The following is a 22,879-nucleotide window of genomic DNA, read 5'->3' as shown; positions in this document are numbered from 1 at the left end:
AATTCAAATGACAAATATTACTTACATTTCGCACCCAAACCCTACCTGCAAAGGCAACCCGTTAATTGAAGGGCTAGGATACCCGATGTTGCAAGATGAAGTTGAAAAAGCATGTGATAACGAGGTCACGAAAATGGGGTCGTTAAACGATATTCCTGTGCAATATCATAGTTATTATGCTCGAAGCGCAATAGATAATTTGGCTGATTGTTATATCACTCGTGATGAAGCTTATGCTTTATACGAAAAGATACGCCGAATGATTGAGGCTGGATACAAAAATAGGAACCCCGTAAAGCCAGTAATTAAAAACCAAATGTTCACTGCTATTCACCAAGATGGCAAGGAGCAGCAGGAAGCTTTTCATCTCAAAGCTATCACGGGTCAAGATATCGACTCTATGTTAACCGCCAATGGCAGCTTTTTATTAGCAGGTCTCAGCGGGGCCGGAAAAACTTCCATGATGCTCCGTATATTGAAACTTATACCAAGAGAGTTATACCATACAACTTATCTCTCCTCTGATGGCGAAGAAGTTAAGATAGAGCAGCTTCAGATTCCCTATATTTATGTGCAAATTCATAATCGTAAGGGGCAAAAAGCCTTCTTAAAAGGAGTTATCGAAGCTATTCAAGTAGCGACTAAAATTCCTTACCTCACACGAGATGTCAAAAATGGTGACTCGGTTGATGATTTAATTCGCCTAGTTCGTAAATTAATGCTGAAACACAACGTTGGTATATTGGTCATTGATGAGGCACAGAACATTGCTCCTGATGTCGCAGCAGACAAGGATAAAAAAGTTCTCGGAGGAAATGAAAAAACATCGATTAGTTTTATTGAGGAAATTTTCAACCGAATTGGTGTGCCGTTATTTTTTATCGGCACGTTATCGACCCTAAAGTTATTCGGCAAAGAAGTCACTATTTGCCGCCGTACTATAAAAGATGGGAGTCTCATGCTTCTTGGTGCAGAGGTAGATGATGACTTTTGGAACAGATTCTTCAACCAAATAAATCTAAGTCAATTGTTGGATGGGAAACATGATTCAGAAGATCACTTAAAGCGTCACCTGCATACCCTGACACAAGGTATCCCTGCTATCGCGATTAGTTTAATGCGAGCCACATTGAGTCATATGTCTAAATTTGGTAAAGGCGAACAAGGAATGACAATAAAAGCTTTATCCCATGTGTTCCGCCAGCAGTTTTCTGAGCTTCAAAAGCCTTTAAAGGCTCTTAAAAATGAAAAGTATCACATGTATGAAGACTTAGCGCCTTTAGCCGACTTAGTTGAGATTAATAAAGAGATATCAGAGCAGTTGGCGGAATCAGAGTCTGAACTCAAAAGTCGGGATGAGAAAAAGGAAAAGTTATCGATTCCAGATACGGACAAGGCAGCGGATGCAAAAGTTGAAAATGAGCTAGAAAAAGTGCGTAAGGTAAAAGTTAAATCTAAACGGTCTAAAGTACCAGTGATGGATGCTAAGACTGCCCAAAAAATAGGTGTTAAAGGATTGTTGAAGTCTAATTCTGGTCCAAAATCAAATGTTATTAGGGAGAACTCTTAATGGAGCAGTTGCAAAAACTACTGCCCGGCGAAGATTTATTTGGATTGCTTGGTCGCTCATATGTCATGAGTAGCTTCAGAGGCTTCGGCGCTATGCGCAGTGAGTGGCACTTAACACATTATCGTCATCTTCCGGGTGTATTCATTAGCCGTGATTTTAAAAAGCTGATAGAAGCGTTAAAAGTGGCACCTATTGATTTTCACGCGAAGCATACATGCTTCAATATGCTCAATTCATCTATATCGCAAGATGAGCTTGAACATCACTGCAATTATTCTAAAAACGTTACTTTTAACGTCAGTATCAGTGAATTTGAGCAGCCTTGGCGATGGTGTTCAGATTGTGTTCAGGCGGATATTGAAGAATATGGTATTTCGTATTATCACCGTGATCATCAAATACCCGGTGTTAATCGATGTCTAAAGCACAATTGTACTTTGATTACTCAGTGTCATTATTGTGGGTATAAAGTTACCCAAATAAAGAAGCTCCCAATCCCTCCTGTTGATGGAAGGTGCCCTGATTGCGGTTGTGAGTTTGAAAGCCATTTGTCTGTTTTCACCTCTAGAATGGCCGGGGTGGAAGCTCTATGTATAGAGATGGCTTATGGGCGACTTAAAATTTCACAGCAAGAGCTTACTCGCAGAGTTCAGTATTATTTAGGAATACAACAAGATGATATAGATCTAGATGTCGCAAGAGGTTCAATCAGAGCTTTCTACCGAGATGTCATCGACTTCTACGGTACAGGTGATTTGCGAGTTTTCTTGCCTACTGTCAAAGAGTTCAAACAAGGGTTAAATTGCCCTGCTCTTAAGGGAGGGAGAGTATATGACCAACATTCGACAGGTTTGCCGCTGCATCCTGTAGCAATAGCCGTAATTTGGCACTTTTTAAATGAAGTGCTTACTAAATCAAATGCAGCTTAAGTTATGCCCGGTTTCAGTTATTCGCAATATTTGGAAGGTGAGTCAATTTATGGATTGCTCACTAATTACCATGTTGCTAGTGGTAATCGGAGCTGGAAACAGACGAATTTAGATATATTTGGCCGCACACACGTGCGGCTTCATTCGGTGTTGCCTAATAATATCAACGCGATAGCACAATTCTTCAACGTAGATCCAGTATACTTGCTTACTCATGCGACTGGTTATCCTCTCTACGCGTTTTCATTGTCAAACCAAGCTTCTAAGTTAAAGAAAGTACTCTTATCACCGAAAGGGCAATTGATTGCGAGTTATTCACGGCAAGCGCCGTCATCTCTAGCGTTAGCCAAGCAACATCGCTACTGTCCTAAGTGTATCGGAGAGTCTTTTGATAAGCTGGGTAAATTGTCTTGGCGAATCGAACATCAACTATACGGTGTAAGCCACTGCCCAGAGCATGACGAACCGCTATTTTATTTAAGCTCAGGAGAAGGAGGTATAAACAGGCAATATTATTTGCCAGCAGGTGGCGAACCAATATTGATTGGCAAGAATGATAAGGCAGCCTATTTATCTGGCTTTGTCGCAAAATTATACCACGAACTTCAGAGTGATATTCGATTTCACAATACCGCTAATCTTTACTCCGAGTGGTTAATGACTAAAGGTTTTTTAACCAAATGTGGGAATATTAGAATGCGTTTTTTGGTGGACGAGTTAGTTAACTATTGGAAAGAGCTGTTTGAAGCTACTGAAAACCTTATACCTCTTGAGCTGAGTAATTTTAGTTATGTGGCGGATATTATCCATGATCGCCGCCCGGTCCACTATTTAAAACATGTTTTGTTAATGGCTTACCTCGCTAAGTCGCCTCATGAATTTTTTGCTTTGAGTAAAACACCAAAGCCAGTCTCTGAACCTTTAAGTCAGGAAAACTCAGATTTAGAAAGTAATGTATTTAAGCTTCTTGATAATGCCAGCAGCTTGAGGACGGTCAGTGCTAATTTAGGGGTATCAGTGGGCTACGTAAAACAACTAGCTCTTCGAAATAACTACAAAGTTGATAGACGTCGATGGAAGTTAACTGATGAAATAGAACGAGATGTTTGGAGAAAAGCCTTTGTTGGGTGGCATAGAGTCGATATTGCAAAACATCATGGTTTATCGGTTGGTACGATTGAACAACTAATTCAAAGCCACCAAGGTTTATCTAATTGGCGTCATCATATGGTCATGGCTAAACGAAAAGCGGAAAACCGTAGCGACCTAATTCAGGCCATTGAGAAGAACCCTCAAATTACACGAAACGAATTAAAGCGCACATTTAGTTGTTACATGTGGCTTTACAAGAATGACCGAGAATGGCTGTATCAAAATTTGCCATCACCTCAATCCAAAAAATATTACCCTTCAGTCGATTGGGCTGCTAGAGATAAATTTCTAGCTATCAAAGTTAAGTTTTTACAGGGAGAATTTAAATCGTTGTCGGAATTGGACAGAGCATTAGGCGGACATGGTTGGTTACTTCACGATGCTAAAAATCTTCCGTTAACGATGGAGGTTGCACTCCTGAGGGTAGATAGCAAATGAAATATAGATTCAACTACTGGCTAATAATCCTAAAGCTAAAATTAACCAGCATGATGTTTGTTTTAATTTTATTCTGACTATTAGTGTCCTAGTATGGATTTACAGTTCACTTTATTGCAGGATCATAGAAGGAATTCATCATTATGGAGAATAGAAAAATATTATAAAAAGGCAATAAAATGAATAAATTACGAGAGAAAGATTTAGCAAGTGGTTGTGATTCAGTCGCAAAACAAAATATTGTAGAAAAACAAGAAGAAGCTGTCACTAGAGATTATCACCCAACAAATGGTGTCATCACCATTAAGGCTGTTAATCAAGAAGAAGCGTTTGAAAAGGTGCTAGCTGCATTAAACGCACACCCCGATATTGATTGTGATTGGATCGACGGTGTTGCCACTGATTCTTAAGTTATTTCTGTTAGAAGTAAACCTATCTGAAGTAAAAATGAATTATTTAACCAGATAGGTTCTTTTTATTATACAGTGATTCAATATCAATATTAGTGTTGATTTTTGCCCGTAACCGAGTTCAAGAAATGTATTTGGCTTGGGCTAAATCCATTTCGAAGGAGTTCGAAATCTTTCATTTGCACTTGCGCGTTTTGGCCTTCCCCAATGACCTGATAAATGCTGCCGTTAGCAGTTTTGATTAATTGATTGTGAGTTGAGATTTCGACTATTTTTGATGTGCTAATGTAATCGTCGGTTTTGAATCGGAAAGTCATGTCATCAACACAGATTCCCCATAGAATTTTCCCAATCAGCTCTTCATCGTCAAAAATAGAAACAATGTGCCAGTCTTTTACTATTGTATTCATTTAAAACTCACATGGCTTTGAATTGATGGGGTAATGATAGCTGAACAAAATTTAAAACTTTGGCAATACCGTGGAGGTAATCCTAGTTTTTATATTATTTAATCCCAAAGGTTTATAACTAGTTGTTTTTGTTTGAGTTGTAAAAAATTAAATTTTTCCGCCACATGGATTGCCGCGAACATCTGAGTTGTTATTTAAAGTTAAGACCGTCCAATGTCGGACGGAAAACAAAAGGTAATTAACAATGTCATTAGTAACAGCATCAAATAACTCAAATCAAAGTTCGGGTAATGGTCGTGGCCCTTCTTCACATCCGGGACCGGGTGGAAACTGGCCCAGCACAACAGGCGGTAAGTCTGGTGGTGGTCGCGGTAATGCGCCAGCAAAAGGTGGCAAATAAGAAGGAAGCTAGGGCGTCTTCGACGCCCTCTATTTGTTTATGAAAAAATACAGCAGCGATAAAGATATAAATAAATTGGTTAGCAGAATGTGTAAAATAGGCTGGCGATTTATCAATAGAAAAAAGCATGGGGCTTTGATAACCCCAAATGGAAAGAAAATAACAGTACCTTCATCACCGAGTGATAGAAGAGCATTTAAAAATTTCTCCAACGATATTCGAACCATTATTTGCAGGGAGCGCAACTATGTCTGATTTTCCATATCCAACTCATATAGAAACTTTGAGAACCTTTGCAAAGGTACTAGGTGTAAAAGCTGGCAATAAACATCTTGATGATAAAGCCAAAGATAAAACCGCTGATTATCGTTTGATAAATGAATTTTCCAAGGAGGTTTTCGATTATTTATCTAAAACATTTGGTAATGAAATTAGTGCAATATTCAAACAAGAATTTCATGCATATTTAACGGAATACATGACTCATGTATCAAATATATATGCTGACGGTCTATCTCGAACAGAAATAGGAATTGCTCTTTGTAAGACGTTACTAAGCAAACATGTCGTAAATACAATCGAGAGTGCGTTGAGTTTAGTTTCATGCAAAAAACCATTAAACGTAGCCTTCTTTTCATTTCAAGAAACCTGTACATCACAAATACTTGCTTGGTTAGATGAAAATGAGGGTGGTTGGCAACACTATTACAATTCACTAGAAAAAGAAAACAAAGCAAAAGTTAAAGCTTGGAAAGATGGTGAACATAAACCAGATATTCAATCATTACTCGTCCTACAAACATGGTCACAAGGTCCTTGGCCTGAACAAATTGACTGGCAAAAAGTGAAAGTACTGCTTTTTATTGCGTCAATTATTGATCGTATAGCTAGGGAAGACGGCAACTCTTTGTTGTTCGAGGAGTGTCGAGTGTTGTCTTTGGGAGCAAAGCCTACCTATGAATTTAGTCCACTAATTCAATCTCATCAACAAGCCTATAAGGATAGGATTAGTTATTTGCTGCCATTGGTCGGAGAAATTCAACAGGGGGTGAAGCGAACTACTGTTAAAAACGAAGGGCAATTTGAATATTTTAAAGCCGCAATAGATAAACTTGAGCAACAACTATCTGGCAAAGAGCATAAATCTCACTTTGCATATTGGGTACAGTGGCACAAAGCTAGGATGTATGTCTTGAATGGTCAGCTTGAAGAAGCTAATGCGCTTTATAAGTTTGGGTTTGATGAGTGTTTATACAGGGCTGGTATTAATCAAAAATATATTATTGAAGAGGCAATAGTTGTCGCGGCAAGCCAAGAAAAGCCGGATAAAGTCTTTTTAAAACACTTAAAAAATGCATTGCTGGTGTTTAACTATGATATTCCTTCAGTTCAAAGTTGTGAATCATCGAATAAGTTTTCAGACATTATTGAAGATTGGGAAGTACAAAACTGGAGATCTTCGTTTTATAAAGTTTTCCCAAAAGCCGGTATGTTTCCCGAAGCGAATACTCCAGAAATTGCGGCTAATATTGGAATCAATGTTGTTACAGATATTGATGAGATAAAACCAGATTATCGAAACCCGAATAGAAAGCTGAAAATTGGAGAAATTTGGAAGAAAACATATCCTCAAATAGTTTGGTTTGCTGAAATGGAAAAACGTGATGTAGTTAAAAAGCTCCTAAAGCAAGGTGCCAATGTTAATCTGACTAGTAGCTCAGGGGATACCGCAATTTTAATGGCGTTAGAGGCTTTAAACTTAAGGGAAGTGCCGTTTAGGTCTTTAAACGACTCTCTATTCTTTCTATTGTCAGGATACCCTCACAGCGTAGAAACTATGAATCGTTGCACTGACAAAAAGCGACTATTACCTCTTATATCGGCAGTTCAATCTGGAAGACCCGATATCGTTGAAAAGGTTTTGGAAATGGGAGCAAATGTTAATCAAAGAGGTTTAACGGACAATCAAACCGCTTTGAATGCCTGTATAAAGATGATTGGTATAGCTAAGGACCCAAAGCGTTATGGGGACAGTATTCTTCAAATGGAGTTAACTCCTGAAGTGTTAGATTCGATTAGAAGGGCGAACTCAGGCATGACGGGTTTCACTCTGGAAGATCAGCTACAGTTTCTGTTAGCTCAAAACTCAGATCCTAGGTTTCGACAAATATCACGCTCGTTAACTCACTTAATGTCATGGGAGCTAGACAATAGAATCGATATTGAAAAAATGAGATTAATTGCGAGTCAGTTAATTGAAGCTGGTGCAGATGTTAACGCTGAACATGCTGCTCCGGTCAAAGGCTATACCCCATTGATGCTGGCGGCAGAATTAGATGAAGTTGAACTATTCAACAAAATGTTGTGTAAGGACGGAGAACCACGGAAAACGTATTTTTGTCAAAATACAACAGAGAATGTTAATTGTTGGCGAATAGCTGAATACTTTAAATCTTTTAAAGTGTTGTCTACCTTAAAAGATATTGAACGTTTTTTCTAAAACCCAAATGCTTGAACGGTATTATTTTATAATCTTGGTTAACCAACTTATAGCGGTAAAGTCATATTCAATTTTTGATAGTCGATCCTGATATTAACTATCTTGAATGCATACCCTTCGCAAAAAAAAACTTTTATTAAATAACCTTTTATTACAGTGGGTTATGTTTTTTATACGTTTTTGAATAATGACTTATTCAGTTTTTCTACCTTCACTTATAAAGTCCAATTAAAAGTAAGGTAATCTTTATGAGCATTTTCACAAATACAGAAATCCATCCAGCGTTCAAAGATCATCAGATTGAAAGAGTTAAAACTTATCTCCGCTCTACAACCGTAGTTTCAGTCATAGCGAATGTCGACGAGCGGGAGATTGAAATAGCTCAAATCCTTCATGGTTTTGTAGCTGGAGATGAAACCGGACGATATAGTCATGAAAATGTTGTGATCAGTTCTCCTATTCAATATACAAAAGACTGCAACACGCGATTTTTTACTAAAACGGGGTCATATTATGTGAGTGTTGAAGAGGTCAACTATGTCACTTTAACCCTGCCGGAGTGGCTAACAATGTGTAATACGTTAATGACCCCGCAGGAAATTATCTGCTACCGATATTTGCCGTAGTTTCATCTATAAAAATGACGAGCCAATTAGCTCGTCTGTTTACAAGTGAGTTATTTTATTTCATGTAAGGAGATATACAAATTAATAAAAGCAAGTAATTGGAAAGTGCATACGGTTTTTAACCGCTTGGGTTTCTCACGAATTATGGGGTAGTCAGCTAATGGTGAGGTTTCTAAACGAAACTCTGAGCTGAAATTCTTACGTAAATTTTGTTATTTCTTTAGATTTCTTCTATCTGTTCAATCCAAAGTAACGTAGCGGCCCATCCATTTTCCTGCACTAATGTTTCTTCAATTATTGTTTCTGGGTACTTAAGCCTGTTTGAAGGCGAAAACCAAGTGCCAATATCAACTTCACTGCTCGTAACAGTGTTTACTTTGGTTAAATCGACAGATGCTGTATGGCTATGAATAGGTATTATGCTTCCTTTATTAGCATTTAACCATAGCGGGTTATTGTTGCAATTTAGGCCATATGAAATCTTTTTATCTTTTGAAATAATGATCGCTAAATGATCGCCATGCAAATTAATATAATTGTTTGCACAGGCTTGAAGACTTACGTCACAAAGTGATTTAAGGTTTAAGATATTTTCGAAGCTTGGAACCTTATCAATGAACCCTCGTTGCGTGATTAGTTTGGCAGGCATCAGCAGTTTTGAGGAAAATAAATTAGCTTCTGACTCTATATCCAAGATCTTCGAATTTCTATTTGGTCTTGCTTTTAAATCCTTTGGTGAGCATTGCATATTGTGTCCATGCCTAGGAATTAAAAAATGTCCAAGTTCATGACCTACAGTGAATCGTTGTTTTGTAGGAATGGTATTTTGATTTACAACAATTATTCCCTGACTTTTTTCTTCGTTTGCAACTAACGCTCCTTCTAAACTTTCTAAAGCTGTGTAGCGGATATCTCTGATACCAACTACTTCTGCAATTGTTTCTAAAGGTATTGGGAACGAAATATTCGGGTTTTGTTTTAAAATTTCGTCAACTATGTCTGAAGGCCGAGTAAGATCGGCTAGTTCCATTAGCTCAATGTTAATTCCCATTACTATTTTTTTTCTCTAATTCCTTGGCTAAATTCTCTAAAATAAACAAATCAGACTCAGATAAGTTTTTATCTGCGATGCTTCTAGCAAAAGCTTGAATGGCATCATTCTCTTCTGATGCGCCAGTGAGATAATCGATAGTAACAGAATAGTATTTTGCTAGATTATTGACTAGCTCAAGAGAAGGGTTTTTGGAAGTTCCCCTCTCTAATTCCCATATATGGGGCTTTGAAGCTCCTACACTATCGGCTACTTCTTGAAGAGATTTACCTTTATTTAAACGAAGTTCTTTAAGTTTTGACCCTAGCGACATTTTTAAATGCATCCATAGCGAAAATAACTGTTAGATAAATCTAACACAAATATATAGATTTGTCTTGATCTAATTAAGTCGTTAGATTAATCTAACGATAATGTTAATTATATTGGGAATAAAAAATGAGCGGAAAAAATCAACATGTAGTGCCACATGAGTCAGGTTGGGCAGTTAAAGGTGCTGGGAACTCTAAAGCGACATCTGTTCACTCTACTCAAGCTGAGGCCATTGAACATGCAAGAAACATTGCTCAAAACCAACGCTCAGAAATGTTGGTTCATGGACAAAATGGAAGGATTCGTGAAAAAAACAGCTACGGTGACGACCCTTTTCCACCAAAAGGTTAGAAACTAGTAAAAATAATTTTATCAAGATAAAGGAGAGTTTATGCCAAATGGCAAAACACATATGTTAGTTGGGGCTGGAGTTGGACTTGGAGTTGCTCTTATCGATCAAGATAAGCATTCCATAAGTCATAATCCTGCATTTGGGACTGTTATTGGTGCTATATCAGGTAAGCTGCCAGATATGATTGAGCCAGCACTGAACCCTCATCATCGCCAATTTTTCCACAGCTATTTGTTTATGACTGTGTCCGCTGCTGCGATGTTTAAAGTATATAAATGGTCACCAGATACACCGTTTGAAAAATTGATGCGAGGTATTGCTTTGATAGGTGGGTGTGCCTATTTGAGCCACTTGATTTGTGATTCAACTACACCAAAAGGGTTACCTCTCGTTGGAAAGTTATAGAGGTAATAAAAATAACCATATGGTAATTAAAGTTACCTAATTTGTGGTTGGGATATTTTTAACCAATTGAAAATTAATGAAATTCCTGTTGGCGTGATAATTGTTATTAACCTTACAAAAGGCACGTTTAAGTTAAAGTTTATGTTTCCTAGGAGGTTATATGCCAGCATTATTCAAAAATGCAAGAATTTTGAGCAGACAACAGAAAGTGATGCTCGCAAATGTTCTCGATCAAGTTTTTTCTGGATTGGAGTTAACAGATACTCAGCGAGAGCGGATTGAAACAGCCTACAATGCAGTGGGAAATTACTTAGCTAATTGTGAAGAACCATTATTGAAGGATGCCAAAATTTATGCTCAAGGTTCAATTAGATTAAGGACTGCGGTCAAGCCATTAGAGCGAGAAGAGTTTGATGTCGATCTTATTTTATTTTTGCCAAATGCAAGAAATGCTAGCCGTGATCAAATTGTTAGTGCCGTAAAAACACACTTACTAAAGCATAAGGTTTATGGTGAGTTGCTAGAGGAATTGCCAAGAGGCTTTCGCATTAATTATAAAGGGGATTATCATTTAGATATTACTCCGGCTATTGAATATGATTCGGCCCCTTTAACCGGGCATCCTCTTTGGGTTGTTGATAAGCGAAATGAATTTAAAGAATCAAACCCTGAAGGTATGGCTTCTGCTTTCGATAAGAGTTGCCTACTAAAGCCAAAATTCTTGGCTCAAAAATCATTATATGCTGCTTTGAATTCAAGGTCTGTTGAGGAGTTGCCCGACCAAAGTATTAAGCATTTATTGAATCGGATAATTCAAATTTTGAAACGCCATCGAGATATATGGGCGCAAGATACAAGTAATACTCATAGTCAATTCAAGCCAATCTCTGTACTTTTAACAACATTAGCTACTAAAGCATATGTCGAAGTCGTTGATGCAGGTAAAGAATACGATAACGAATTTGATTTAATTTTGGATGTTATTGAATTAATGCCTCACCACATTGAAAATGAACTTGGTCAAATATTAGTTGCAAATCCCTCTATGCGAGCGGAAAACTATGCTGAGAAATGGAATCGAGTCAAAGACAATGAAGGCTATAAGCTTCAGCAAGCTTTCTTTGCTTGGCATAAAGCAGCCGTGAATTCGTTTGAATATATGATAACTGATGAAGTAAGTGGTTTAGATAATATGTTTGCATCGCTTTCAAGCTCCTTTGGCGACAAAGCAATTGCTATGACGCGAGAGAAGTTTATTGCTGAAGTTAACCTAGCGAGAGAGAAGGACAAACTCAGTGTTGTTTTAGGTAGCGGAGCGCTGACTGTAGCTCAATCAAAAGCCGCTAACGCTAATGTTACCAAAGTAGTAACACCTGTTCGTAGGAATAATTTCTATGGCAGCTAAGTCAAATATTGTGACTCAATTAGAGAACCCTGTTATTGGTATTGCTGAGCAATACATAGCCTTTAAATCATGTTGTAAGGGTGAAGTTGTAATAAGGGACAATGATAAGACAGTTGAGTGGGTTGGTTATATACAGCCTACGTCACTTTCAAGACGTTATAAGGTAGTAATTAGGTACACGATAAATAAATTGCCTTTTTGTATTGTTACTGAGCCAGATTTAACTGTGTTAGCTTCTGACAAGGCTATACCACATACCTATCCAAATAGTACAAACGTTAAAGGGGTTCAGCTTTGCTTGTTTCTGCCCAAAGTTAAGAAGCTGAATAAAGTCAGTGAGTGGCAGCCAACGATGTTTGTCGCAGATACTTTTATTCCTTGGGCTTCTACTTGGTTATTTTATTTTGAATGCTGGCTTTCAACTGGCACTTGGCATGGTGGTGGTGTCGAGCATGATGAATCACAAGAGGTGCTTGAATGACAGCTTCTATTAACTATTTTATTAAAAAAGCTACAGACTGGCTTTTTAGAAAAAAATCCCCTGCGTTGTATGCTGCTAGGTCTGGATTTTTTTTGATGACAGTTTCTTTAGCTGGAAGTTGGGCAATGTTCGTAACTTATTATGATAGCGAGCATTTTTTCGAAATTAACTATCATTCTTCTCATGTAGGTGCTTTCATTGCGCTTATAGGGTTTCTTGTAGGTTGTGCCGCATTTGTTGGAGGGCTGCTCTGGGAGTTTAAACGATATATCGATGAAACTAAGTTAAGGGCTAGGAATAAAACAATAGTTATTGAGCAAAGAGGGCTTGTTGATACTACTGACTCGCCACTAGAAGACTATATAACTTCTAAGTCAAATATAAACACTGAATCTGTAATAAACGATATTCGTGAACGGATTGTTGATAACGTTATTACTCGGCCTGATTTGGCTTTGTTAAAACTTCAACATTTGGGTAGGGATATTCAAGTGCGCAAAGATAGGTTGAATTCAAGCGATGTCTCAGTTGCTTATGGGGGCATTATGCCAGTTCCTTTTGCCTTTTATACAGGATATCTTCTGGACGATGAAACAATTGTCTCATTATACGATTGGTTTCGCGACGAATCTTGTTGGAGAGAAGTAGATGAAGAAGATGACTTCGAAGAGTTCGATATCTCCAGTAGCAATGTAGGCGCTTCAGAGGCTGTTATCGCAATCTCATTCTCCTATTTGGTGGATAAGGTAGCTATAGAATCCGAATTCGCTGGGAAGTCAATTCACTATTTAACTCTACCTAAAAGAAATAGAAACAATCATTGGTCCAAAACGAAGCAAAATCGACTTGCTGGTGATTTCTTAGAGTTTTGTAAGTTATTGCAGGAAAATGGGGTTGAGAAGATTCACTTAATATTAGCTTCGCAAAATAGCGTGTCTTTTAGGTTTGGGCAAGCATACGACAAACGTAATTTACCTCGATTAGCTATTTATCAATATGAAAAGCACTTTTCCACAAAATATGCATGGGCATTAGTTGTTCCACATAGCTCTGATGCATATCCGTCAATCGTTTCAGCGGAAACCATAAGAGCTGCATAGGATAGCGATCGCATACTTAATTGGTAATTAACAAGCCCATATTTCTTGTTTTTGTTCATAACAATCTGTGTATGAATTTAAATTTTTAGCAAAATAATGAAGTAAAATAAAAGAGGTAACATTGAAACGAATATTAGACAACATTTCTCCATTCTTGATGCTAGGTGCTGTATCGGGGTATCTAGCTGTCTTTAAGGATGCGTTATTGTCATCAACTTGGCTGCAATGGATAGAGGAGTTCATGAAGATCAAGTTTAACTGGGAAAAAATTTCTCTAGACTTGTTTGCTGAACACGCCGCACCGACAACGTTAACCGTGATAATTGTAAGTCTTACATTTTTCACGATATGCCACAGGATAATATATGGTGAGGTTCGGGAGTTGTCGTCAGTTTTGGGTGTCAAAGTGATATTACCCTTGGAAAACTTTGGTGCTTTACTATCTATTTCAATTCTGGGGCCAACTCTAGGGTTATCTTTTTCAGCGCTGACAACATGCCATTTCAAGTACTCCTTAGCTTTTTTGTTGGCTAGTACTTTCCCAGCTCTAGCGTACTTTTTGATTCAATGGACGTTAAATCTTTGTATAAATCCAAACTTGGAATTTGAGTGGCGAGAGGAACAAAATAACTATAAAACAAAATCGAAGTTACATGGCCTACTAATTCTCCTAATAATGTTAGCTGTAATGATAGGGCACTACTATATTTTTTGGGGGATGACTGTTGTTAGAGATTCGATACTCTCGTGGATTTAAATGTTTATCTGTTACTTTAAAGTGAGTACATAGAATAGTATTTAATACTAAGAGAAAAATCGTAGAGTCTATGTAATTAAAGACCTCTAGAGCAGTTTCCAATTACTTTTGCATTAAGGGTTTGTTTTTCGAAGTCAAAATGGTGCAAAGTTTCCAACTAGGTTTGTAACAAGCCTTGTGGTAAGTTATTGAAAAATATAGGGGCTGAGTTTCCGACTAGATCTGTCGTGATCATGTAGGTCGTGCTTTAGCGCGACAATGATTTTAAAAACCGCCTTAAGTAATTAAGGCGGTTTTTTTGTGGATGGGGTTTGGGGTTGTCATTCTGAACTTGTTTCAGCATCTAGGTGTTTTCACGCACGATGTTAGTCTTGGTAGCAGCGATTTCATATCGCGTCTTGTGATGGTGTGTGGGTCAGTCTGTGGTGCGACAGGTTAACAACATTGTCGCCGTGAACGACGAACTACAAGGGAATAAAACACCTCGGTAGCACCGATTTCATGCCGCAATTTGTTATCGCCTGTAGGTCGTGCTTTAGCGCGGCAGGTTTAAAACCAGCCTTCAATTTAACCTTTTGTCGCGTTGGCGACGGCAACTAAAGGGCGGTAAGCATTTCAATTTAATAACGTGCAGAAATTCATCCATGAAGTTTCTGCCTGTCGGCATCCATACCTCCACTTCCTCACGCTGCGAAACTTTGTTTCGGTCACTCGTCACCCCACGGCGCTCCTCCATCACGCTAAATCTTCAAATAATGCGATTGATGAAGGTGCAAAATATACGTTGCGAAGCAAGGTTACTTTTGCGCAAGGTGAAAGGAGTGGTTTTAACTATTGCTGAGCCTCTCACTTTCCGATCCATTAACTAAATCAGCCTTGCAGCGCATCCATGCGCTGACATTACTTATCAATTACTTATTTTCAGGCGTGATAAAAGGGGGAAGGGGGTTGTCTGTGGGTTTTGTATTTAGGGTTGCACAATGCAAGACCTGACCCTGTGAATTTATAATAATATAACTGGTACCTATTGATAACTATTGAAATACTGTTGTACAGTTATTCACCATTAAAATGTTTTAAAGAAAGTAAACAGCAAAGGTTTTTAAAATGATTAAGTCGCCCACTTTTTTGGCTTTTATTATACTTTTCAAGTTAGTATCTTTTAAATTACTTGCTCAAAATGAGAGAACATCAGAAACATTAAAACTAGCAGGTGTTGAGGTTGGTTTGCACAGTGATATAAATGAAAACTTTGAGTTTAAGGGTGATCAATATCATAAACTTTCAGCCTTAATTGACAAAGTCACTATTTTTCACCCTAACAAAACTGGTGGCTGGAGGGTAGGCTTTGGAAATAGAGAAAACTGGGATTATAGTAACTGCTCTATTGATAGAGGCCATATCCGAACTCTTAAAAAAGTCATGTATTTTCAAATTTTAGAAGAAATGAGTAACAAAATAGACTCTGATATAAATGAAATAAAAAAGTTTTATAAACATGACAACCTAATAGATGACTTATTGCTCAGAACAAATTTAACACTACATATTAAATGCACAGGGTTTACACCATTCTCAAGTGAGTTGAGTAATAAACATAAAAAAGACCTAAGGCTTGATATCTCTTACTATTATTTAGACGGTGTTATAACATATGCCAAAGTTAGTCAAGAGGTAGGAAAGTTAACTTTTTCTGAATTTAGTGATATCTCAGATAAAAAGGTTGAGGATTTCAAACGTCAGCCAAAGTTAAAACAAAAAGGAAATTCTTATTTAGCTAAATATGGGAAGAGTTTTGGAAGGAAAAAAACAGATTATTACTGCTCTATTGTTTATAAATCAATGAGTTTAGTACAACTTTGTGACATAAATATCACTGAGTCATTTTTAAACCAAAGGCTAAAAAGCTATTTAAAAAGCATACAAGGAAAGCTTTTGAAAGAAAAAATTATCAATAGGCTGTCGTTAGTATTAAAAGAAGAAAAAATACGGAACAATAAAAATAAAGGCAACGTTGTTTTATAATCAACAGGACATATATGGGCGCTCAACCACTGTCAAGTAGTAGCAATTCAACAAGGTTGTTTTAGCAGCCTTGTTGTTTCGTTAATTTATCCCATATTTGCTATTTATATTTAAATAAACGGTCATTTCTAGTCACCTTAAGAGGATAAAACTAAAGAATAATAGGGTCAGGTCTTGCATTGTGCATTTTGACCCTATGAGTTCAAAGACAGCCTAATCCTTAACTTAATCCCATAACTTACAGACAGCACCCTTTCCCTTTTATCACACCCTGAAAAGAATAAATTGATGAGTAATGCGCTCGCATGGCGGGATTTATGTTCCCGACAAATCCCAAGTACCTAAATCCATTTAGGCAATGCGAGCCAAGCCATGCTTGTACATGGACGTACCTTCATGGCGTGTACGTTCACATCAATTTATTGTTTGAAGGATCTAGGGTGATGAAGGGCGCCGAGGGGTTCCAAGGGGAGACCGGCGGCAGCCTCCCCTTGGTTGTAGTCGCCAACGCGACAAATGCTAAATTGAAAGCAGGAAGTGAGTAACAAAATCAATGGGGTCAGAGCCGTTGATTTTCGCTTGTAATTTCCTGTAACTAGTTGTAATTGGCTGTAATAGCTATAGCTCCTTTTGGAAACTACAGTTGAATTGCTACATGTGTAGCTAATCAGCGATTAACATTTAAAAGGATAGTTATTATGAGCCATACTATGAAAATGTATGTTTATAACAATAGCGGGCACACACTTGAAGGTTACAATGTGGATCACGCATGGAATGACAAGACACAAACTGCTCACGGTGAAAACTTACCGTATCAGAAACTCAGTCCACCAACGGAGTGCATCACTGGATATGGGCCAGAAAAAGATTGGTATACAATATCAGTAAATATTGACAGTATTGGTCATAAATCTACTGATTTTTACTGCAATAGTTCTCATGACCATAAATGTGTAGAAATATCTGTTCACGATGAGTATGTTAACTGTAACTATTACAAAGAAGATACACCTGAAGGCCATTCTCCAGATACTTCCTGTAAACATAAACACTACCGTTAACAGAGAGTAGATTCGGCAGGGGGTATACTCTGCTTTGAGAACTTCTCAAAAGGTTAACTAAAGCTAGTTAACCTTTTTGTTATAGGCTTTGTAATGAGCTGAGGACTATGATTTCAGCTTGCAAAATCAACAGGGCCTGGTCTTGCATTGTGCATTAATAGCACTCAGGGAGGTGAAAGCAGGGCATGAAAACACATAGATTCTGAAACAAGTTCAGAATGACAAAATTTGAGAATTTTTTGCATTAAACAGTAGCGTCATAAAGCCGCTACTACAGGTTAAGGTTGTTTATTTCACAGTGCCTTACTTATAACCCTCTATTGCTTAGTCCCAAAAATCTTATCACCCGCATCACCAAGTCCCGGTAAAATATAACCTTGCTCATTGAGCTTTTCATCTACACTGGCAGTATAAAGCGTGACATCTGGGTGTGCCTCTTCAAGTGCTTGAATACCCTCTGGGGCTGCTACTAAAACCATGGCTTTTATGTCTTTTACCCCATGCTTTTTTAATAAATCTATGGTCGCTACCATAGAGCCTCCCGTTGCTAGCATTGGATCTACGACCAAGGCGACACGTTTATCTAAATCAGAAGTGAGTTTTTCAAAGTAAGGCACTGGCTCTAGGGTTTCTTCATCGCGATAAAGACCAACCACTGAGACTCTTGCACACGGAATGATTGATAGCACACCTTCATTTAAACCCAGCCCAGCTCTTAAGATAGGAACCAAGGTTAGTTTTTTACCAGCCAATTGTTGTGTGCTGATATCACCTTGCCAAGAAGTTGTGGTGGAGTTTTCTAGCGGTAGATCTCGTGTTGCTTCAAAGGTTAACAAACTGCCAATTTCTGATACTAATTCACGAAATGCTTTAACGCTTATATCGTGTGTTCGTAATAGTCCCATCTTGTGAGAAATTAATGGGTGCTTAACTTCAACTACGTTCATGTTGTGGCCTAAACAAGTTTTTATAATTTAGTTAAGTAACAAGAGTGAGAATAATCAATAAAATTTATTATAGGATTAATAAGTAGCAGTCTTCAGAGCAAATTAATTCGTGCCCTTTACGTGTTAAATTGAAAGCTTTTTTTTAAACCTGTCGCGCTAAAGCTCGACCTGCAACATCAAGCCGCTGCTACAGTTGTTGCTACCAACGAGTGTGGAAACACATAGATTCTGAAACAAGTTCAGAATGACAAGATTTGAGAGCTCTTTACATAAGATGGTCGCGGTATAAAGCCGCTGCTACAGTTTTTGCTACCAACGAGAATGAAAACACATAGATTCTGAAACAAGTTCAGAATGACAAGATTTGAGGGTTCTTTACATGAGGCGGTCGCGGCATAAAGCCGCTGCTACAGTTTTTGCTACCAAAGAGTGTGAAAACACATAGATTCTGAAACAAGTTCAGAATGACGAACTTTGCACTTATTACATAAAACGGTCGCGGCATTTATTTTATTCACCCTATGTGTAATTATCAGTTCAAAGGATCTATGCAGGTAAAATAATAATGAAAAACAGAATCTTAAATGGAGTTTTTGCAGGGCTTTTAGGCATGGGTTTTGGTGTTTACTTGCAAGCTAATGCGCAAAACTCACAGCAAGAATTTAATGCCAGTGCGGCATGGTTAGAGCTTAAAAATACCCTTGAGCAACAATATGCATACCTCGATAGAGAAGGGGTGAATAAGAATGAGTTGTTTGATTTATTTGCAGCAAAGCTGAGCGCTTCATCATCTAAACAGGCATTTTCCGATACTGCGCAGCAGTTACTACGTAACTTCTACGACCCGCATTTAAACCTTGGGCCATACAATGAGTTTGATTTTAGTGTGTATCCCACAGGATCTGATATTTATGTGAATTATCAAAACCAGCAGTTTATTGTGGTTGATGTTAAGGCTGGCTCTTCGGCAGATTTAGCGGGGATCAGGCCCAACATGAAAGTCACTGCTGTGAATGGTGTATCAATGGAGCAGGCGGTAAAGCAAGTACTTGGTCGTGAATTGTCGCAGTTATTGCCTGAGCAAGTTAACTATGCCGCAAACGTGAGTTTAGGTGGGTTTAGAAATACGGCGCGGACGATGACCATCAATGATGGAACGGGTGACAAGCAGTATAGGCTAGCAGCCAGCTATGCGGCGATCAATGCGTTTCGAGATGGTCCTGCAGTCAGTTTTAAACAAATAGATGATGTGGGTTATATCGCATTCAATAATGCACTTGGCAATATGGCAACCGTTGCTGAGTTTAAACAGGCTTTAAGTGAACTGACAAAAACCAAAGCCTTGATCATTGATTTACGTAACACCCCAAGTGGCGGTAATACGGGAGTTGCCGAACCAGTTTTGGGCCATTTTGTAACGCAAAAAACGGCTTATCAGCGTTATCGAGTTCAACAAGCTGGCGTACCTTATGAGCGTGCGCAAATGGAAACCGCTTATGTTACCCCAACTTTGCCTCACTATAACAAGCCGTTCGTTGTGTTAGCGGGCCACTGGACCGGTAGTATGGGCGAAGGTATGACCATTGGGTTTGATGCCATTGGCGCCAATACGGTCATCGGTGCGCCTATGGCTGATTTACTGGGTGGCATTAAAACGGTGCAACTTGAGCACAGCGACACTTGGTTAGAGTTGGGCTTTGAGCGTCTATATCATGTTGACGGCAGCTTTAGAGAAGATTTTGTGCCGCATGTTTATATGAATACGGCAGACAGAGACAGCAATGGTAATGATCCTGCATTAGCCAAAGCACTGTTACTGCTGAGTGAATTAAACTAATTATTCAACTTAGTTAAGCTATATAAAACCGTGGTTATGGCCTTGTATTGGTTAAGCACCTTGCAAGGCCTGAATCGCTTTATCCTGTTACTTCAAAAACATATCAAACTGATTATTTAATTATCGATATTACCTTATTGCTCTCGTTGCATGTGGCATTCTTGCGCACTGGAAATGTTAACACTTTGTAATGCTGTGTAATCGGTTTTAGCGGTGTTTTCGACTAATGTGTATAACGAGCGGTCATCGCTCACCTGTACTAGCTAACTAAAATTTGTGAGTTACAGCTGGATAAAACACCCAGCCACATTTTTATGTAGGCCAGCAATATTGCACAACGTTCACCGTCACAAAGGAGCAAATTATGAATGTGCAGAACAAAATGGGCCCGTCGGTAGAAATAGACAAAGAAATTAATCCTGAACTCCTCCTCAGTGCTACGCAAAAGCAGCAAATAAAAGCGCGTGATAGCAAATACAAAGAGGCCGACTTATCTTGTTTACGGGCAATTGCGCAAGCAGCAATTAACGTTGAGTTATTCACAATTCCACTTTATATGACCAGCCTTTACTCGATTCAGGGTACACACCAAATTGCTGATTCGTCGAATCTCTACCCTGGTCGTCATTGGCCAGGACTTGGCCCTTCTGCTGGTTATATTCCTGAAGCTAGACGCAATGAGTACGATGTTAATTTAGAGCCGCTTTTTAATATTGATTGCTTGGCCGGAGAGTCAGGTAAGGTAAACAAGCAAGCCGAAAAATATGCTCTGTCTGTGAATCAGCAGGTGTTCAATGGCGTATATAGTGTCTTTATTGAAGAAATGTTGCACTTACAACTAGCTTCAAACATGGCGAGTAAATTGGGCCTAACACCGAGTTTTACTAGTCAGGCATTGATCAATGAACAATATGGTTGGAAGTGTTACAACAACCAAAGTGGCATTCCGCATATTCTCGACTTTGCCGACTGCACTAAAGACTTATCGAAACTGAGCCCTGAGGTGCAAACTTACTTCAAACAAATCTTCCCTGGCAAAACTTTACAAGACTTACGCGTTAACGCCACTGAGCTCAATAAAGAACAAACATTGCTCTTTATGTTGATTGAAGAAACTGAAGAGAACGCGAAGAAAATTATCCAACCTGAATATCTAAAGCCAAACGAAGAAACAAATCGACCTAAGTATTTTGAACAAGCCCCGTATGATTGGTGGCAGCCAAACAATAAAGAAAGTGATTTGCCATTATTTGGCTCCATTGGGCACATGTATCTTAGTTATTGGAATTATATTCAGATCCAATACGACGATGGCACTAGCTTGTTAGATTACGCAACGATTCAACGTGACTACTTTAATGAACGCTCTGGCGAAAAAGGTTATCAAGCACAGTTCCCGGGTATCAATGGTTCGCTCAACGTTAAGGCAGATCATACGGCTTTAAAAGAGGCCTTAATGAATAATGTGAATGCCATTACAGATCAAGGCGAAGGTGGCGGTGTGGCTGAAATGCTGAGTAAATGCTGGGCTGAAGAACAATGGGCACAGAACCTTCTTGCAGCTCTGGCAGCGTCATCAGAAGAGGAGCATCCAAGTAAAGTTCAAGAAAAGTTTCAACCTAGTGCCGAAGCATTAAAAGCGGATTACCCAGCAAGCGGCGATGAAGGGCCAATTTCTGGCTCTGCGTGCGCGCGGATCACAAATAAGTACAAAGATCATTTTCAAATATTCTCAGACACATTGCAGCTGATCGTTGATTTTGAAAAACCTAACGCTAGCTCTAGTGAGCGCTATATGACTTGGCCAACTTGGTTTGCTGAGGGTAATGCTTGGAGCTCAGCGTTGTTAGACCCAAATGGTGGCGATAAGGCTTATGAAACTAACCCGCAACTGCCGCAGGTAGAGAGCGTGGTACAAGCACTTAATAATTTGAAGCTAACAGCAAATATTGGTGATACCCATAAGCTATTTAGCCAATCTGCAGTTGGCACAATTAAAGGGCTAACGACAGCGCTTGACCGTTATTGGTCTGGTCAAACTAATGAGTTTCCAGGTCCTGCAATGGGTGGCTCTGGCGATAGGGTGTCGATTTGTTGGGCCACCACAGGCATTGCACCAGATCTGGTGACAGGTATTGAACCTCAAAACCCTCAAACCCTGTACCATGCCTGCCAAGGAATGAGTTATACCAATATTGGCTCTGATGATTTACCACCTCCAGAGGTGTATCACAGTTGTAAAGGCAGCAACGATTGTAAAGCACAAGGGGGATGCGGATTTGTGCATAGTACAACTGCTGGTGGCAGCTGTGGTGGCTCAGTCGCTAAAGGGCCGAAAAGTGCACCTGCAGATAACAAGTGTAATAATTTAGGGGGGTGTGCAGTGCCTATTTCGGCTTCTCAGTTATTCCCTGAACTTGCTGACGGTGAGTATAAAATGCAGCTGTTTAAGTTTGATCTGAAGAATAAAAATAGTTTCTCAGCCATTGATTACACTTATCCAAAAAGTGCCGATCCGTGCAAAGGTAAGCAAGCCCCAGAAAAGCAAGATGAACACGTACTAATGCCTTACGAAAAAGGTGATGGAGTGTATAACATTGCTTGGCAAGCTTATTGTAATGCCAATGGTCTGTTGGATGCGGATGGTAACCCGAAAGAACAGCCAACACCTTCAGATATTCGTCTCGCACTTCCTCCTTCAACTTGAT

The 22,879-nt window shown here is 38.8% G+C and carries 21 protein-coding genes; 16 read left to right on the top strand and 5 right to left on the bottom strand.

The window, feature by feature from the left end:
• Window positions 1–7: 7 nt before the first annotated feature.
• From ACH784_RS14530 to ACH784_RS14515, 4 genes are all read left to right on the top strand, one after another.
• The gene (locus ACH784_RS14530; RefSeq protein ID WP_404391376.1) at window positions 8–1,570 is read left to right on the top strand and encodes an ATP-binding protein; all 1,563 of its coding nucleotides are present in this window, start codon (window positions 8–10) and stop codon (window positions 1,568–1,570) included.
• Window positions 1,570–2,499 carry a TniQ family protein gene (locus tag ACH784_RS14525; protein WP_404391374.1) on the top strand — a complete coding sequence of 310 codons (930 nt, stop codon included), beginning with the start codon at window positions 1,570–1,572 and terminating at the stop codon, window positions 2,497–2,499. Before ACH784_RS14530 ends, ACH784_RS14525 begins: the two co-directional genes overlap by 1 nt.
• Window positions 2,500–2,502: 3 nt before the next feature.
• Window positions 2,503–4,089 (top strand): TnsD family Tn7-like transposition protein, encoded by a 1,587-nt coding sequence (locus ACH784_RS14520; RefSeq protein WP_404391372.1) that lies wholly within the window; start codon window positions 2,503–2,505, stop codon window positions 4,087–4,089.
• Window positions 4,090–4,268: 179 nt separating this feature from the next.
• Window positions 4,269–4,499, top strand: a complete 231-nt coding sequence (locus ACH784_RS14515; RefSeq protein ID WP_404391370.1) for a hypothetical protein — start codon at window positions 4,269–4,271, stop codon at window positions 4,497–4,499.
• A gap of 92 nt (window positions 4,500–4,591) precedes the next feature.
• Here ACH784_RS14515 and ACH784_RS14510 read toward each other — a convergent pair whose 3' ends face one another.
• The gene (locus ACH784_RS14510) at window positions 4,592–4,909 is read right to left on the bottom strand and encodes a hypothetical protein (protein ID WP_404391368.1); all 318 of its coding nucleotides are present in this window, start codon (window positions 4,907–4,909) and stop codon (window positions 4,592–4,594) included.
• Window positions 4,910–5,153: 244 nt separating this feature from the next.
• Between ACH784_RS14510 and ACH784_RS14505 the strand changes: the two genes are divergently transcribed.
• From ACH784_RS14505 to ACH784_RS14495, 3 genes are all read left to right on the top strand, one after another.
• On the top strand, window positions 5,154–5,309 hold the full coding sequence (locus ACH784_RS14505; protein WP_404391366.1) for a hypothetical protein: 156 nt from the start codon (window positions 5,154–5,156) through the stop codon (window positions 5,307–5,309).
• 247 nt (window positions 5,310–5,556) lie between these two features.
• On the top strand, window positions 5,557–7,809 hold the full coding sequence (locus ACH784_RS14500; protein WP_404391364.1) for an ankyrin repeat domain-containing protein: 2,253 nt from the start codon (window positions 5,557–5,559) through the stop codon (window positions 7,807–7,809).
• Between the two features lie 248 nt (window positions 7,810–8,057).
• Window positions 8,058–8,435 (top strand): hypothetical protein, encoded by a 378-nt coding sequence (locus tag ACH784_RS14495; RefSeq protein WP_404391362.1) that lies wholly within the window; start codon window positions 8,058–8,060, stop codon window positions 8,433–8,435.
• A gap of 220 nt (window positions 8,436–8,655) precedes the next feature.
• Here the strand turns inward: ACH784_RS14495 and ACH784_RS14490 are convergent, their stop codons facing one another.
• On the bottom strand, window positions 8,656–9,465 hold the full coding sequence (locus ACH784_RS14490) for an ImmA/IrrE family metallo-endopeptidase (RefSeq protein WP_404391360.1): 810 nt from the start codon (window positions 9,463–9,465) through the stop codon (window positions 8,656–8,658).
• A 10-nt stretch (window positions 9,466–9,475) separates the two neighbouring features.
• The gene (locus ACH784_RS14485; protein ID WP_404391358.1) at window positions 9,476–9,799 is read right to left on the bottom strand and encodes a helix-turn-helix domain-containing protein; all 324 of its coding nucleotides are present in this window, start codon (window positions 9,797–9,799) and stop codon (window positions 9,476–9,478) included.
• A gap of 125 nt (window positions 9,800–9,924) precedes the next feature.
• On the opposite strand from ACH784_RS14485, the gene ACH784_RS14480 reads away from it, so the two are divergent.
• The 5 genes from ACH784_RS14480 to ACH784_RS14460 all read left to right on the top strand — a co-directional run bounded on the left by ACH784_RS14480 (window position 9,925) and on the right by ACH784_RS14460 (window position 13,541).
• Complete coding sequence (locus tag ACH784_RS14480; RefSeq protein ID WP_404391356.1) at window positions 9,925–10,149, top strand: DUF2188 domain-containing protein; 225 nt, start codon at window positions 9,925–9,927, stop codon at window positions 10,147–10,149.
• Between the two features lie 40 nt (window positions 10,150–10,189).
• On the top strand, window positions 10,190–10,555 hold the full coding sequence (locus ACH784_RS14475) for a metal-dependent hydrolase (protein WP_404391354.1): 366 nt from the start codon (window positions 10,190–10,192) through the stop codon (window positions 10,553–10,555).
• Window positions 10,556–10,715: 160 nt separating this feature from the next.
• Window positions 10,716–11,960, top strand: a complete 1,245-nt coding sequence (locus ACH784_RS14470; protein WP_404391352.1) for a nucleotidyltransferase — start codon at window positions 10,716–10,718, stop codon at window positions 11,958–11,960.
• The gene (locus ACH784_RS14465; RefSeq protein ID WP_404391350.1) at window positions 11,950–12,441 is read left to right on the top strand and encodes a hypothetical protein; all 492 of its coding nucleotides are present in this window, start codon (window positions 11,950–11,952) and stop codon (window positions 12,439–12,441) included. The genes ACH784_RS14470 and ACH784_RS14465 overlap by 11 nt, the downstream gene beginning before the upstream one ends.
• On the top strand, window positions 12,438–13,541 hold the full coding sequence (locus tag ACH784_RS14460; RefSeq protein WP_404391348.1) for an SAVED domain-containing protein: 1,104 nt from the start codon (window positions 12,438–12,440) through the stop codon (window positions 13,539–13,541). The genes ACH784_RS14465 and ACH784_RS14460 overlap by 4 nt, the downstream gene beginning before the upstream one ends.
• Window positions 13,542–13,568: 27 nt before the next feature.
• Here ACH784_RS14460 and ACH784_RS14455 read toward each other — a convergent pair whose 3' ends face one another.
• The gene (locus tag ACH784_RS14455; RefSeq protein ID WP_404391346.1) at window positions 13,569–14,048 is read right to left on the bottom strand and encodes a hypothetical protein; all 480 of its coding nucleotides are present in this window, start codon (window positions 14,046–14,048) and stop codon (window positions 13,569–13,571) included.
• Between the two features lie 1,357 nt (window positions 14,049–15,405).
• Here ACH784_RS14455 and ACH784_RS14450 point away from each other — a divergent pair.
• Entirely contained in the window at window positions 15,406–16,323 is a 918-nt protein-coding gene (locus tag ACH784_RS14450; RefSeq protein ID WP_404391344.1) for a hypothetical protein, read from the top strand.
• Between the two features lie 698 nt (window positions 16,324–17,021).
• Complete coding sequence (locus tag ACH784_RS14445) at window positions 17,022–17,387, top strand: hypothetical protein (RefSeq protein ID WP_404391342.1); 366 nt, start codon at window positions 17,022–17,024, stop codon at window positions 17,385–17,387.
• A 317-nt stretch (window positions 17,388–17,704) separates the two neighbouring features.
• Here the strand turns inward: ACH784_RS14445 and upp are convergent, their stop codons facing one another.
• Complete coding sequence (upp, locus tag ACH784_RS14440) at window positions 17,705–18,334, bottom strand: uracil phosphoribosyltransferase (RefSeq protein ID WP_404391340.1); 630 nt, start codon at window positions 18,332–18,334, stop codon at window positions 17,705–17,707.
• A gap of 565 nt (window positions 18,335–18,899) precedes the next feature.
• Between upp and ACH784_RS14435 the strand changes: the two genes are divergently transcribed.
• Together ACH784_RS14435 and ACH784_RS14430 are read left to right on the top strand one after the other, a co-directional pair.
• Window positions 18,900–20,171, top strand: coding sequence for a S41 family peptidase (locus tag ACH784_RS14435; RefSeq protein ID WP_404391338.1), 1,272 nt, complete (start codon window positions 18,900–18,902; stop codon window positions 20,169–20,171).
• Between the two features lie 364 nt (window positions 20,172–20,535).
• Window positions 20,536–22,878, top strand: a complete 2,343-nt coding sequence (locus tag ACH784_RS14430; RefSeq protein ID WP_404391336.1) for a ferritin-like domain-containing protein — start codon at window positions 20,536–20,538, stop codon at window positions 22,876–22,878.
• The last annotated feature ends 1 nt before the right edge of the window (window position 22,879 follow it).

Origin of the sequence: Pseudoalteromonas phenolica (assembly GCF_044788725.1) — a bacterium.
Taxonomy (GTDB): Bacteria; Pseudomonadota; Gammaproteobacteria; order Enterobacterales; family Alteromonadaceae; genus Pseudoalteromonas; species Pseudoalteromonas phenolica_C.
Note: the sequence above shows the minus strand (reverse complement) of the source record. Positions and strands in the feature narration are given on the sequence as shown.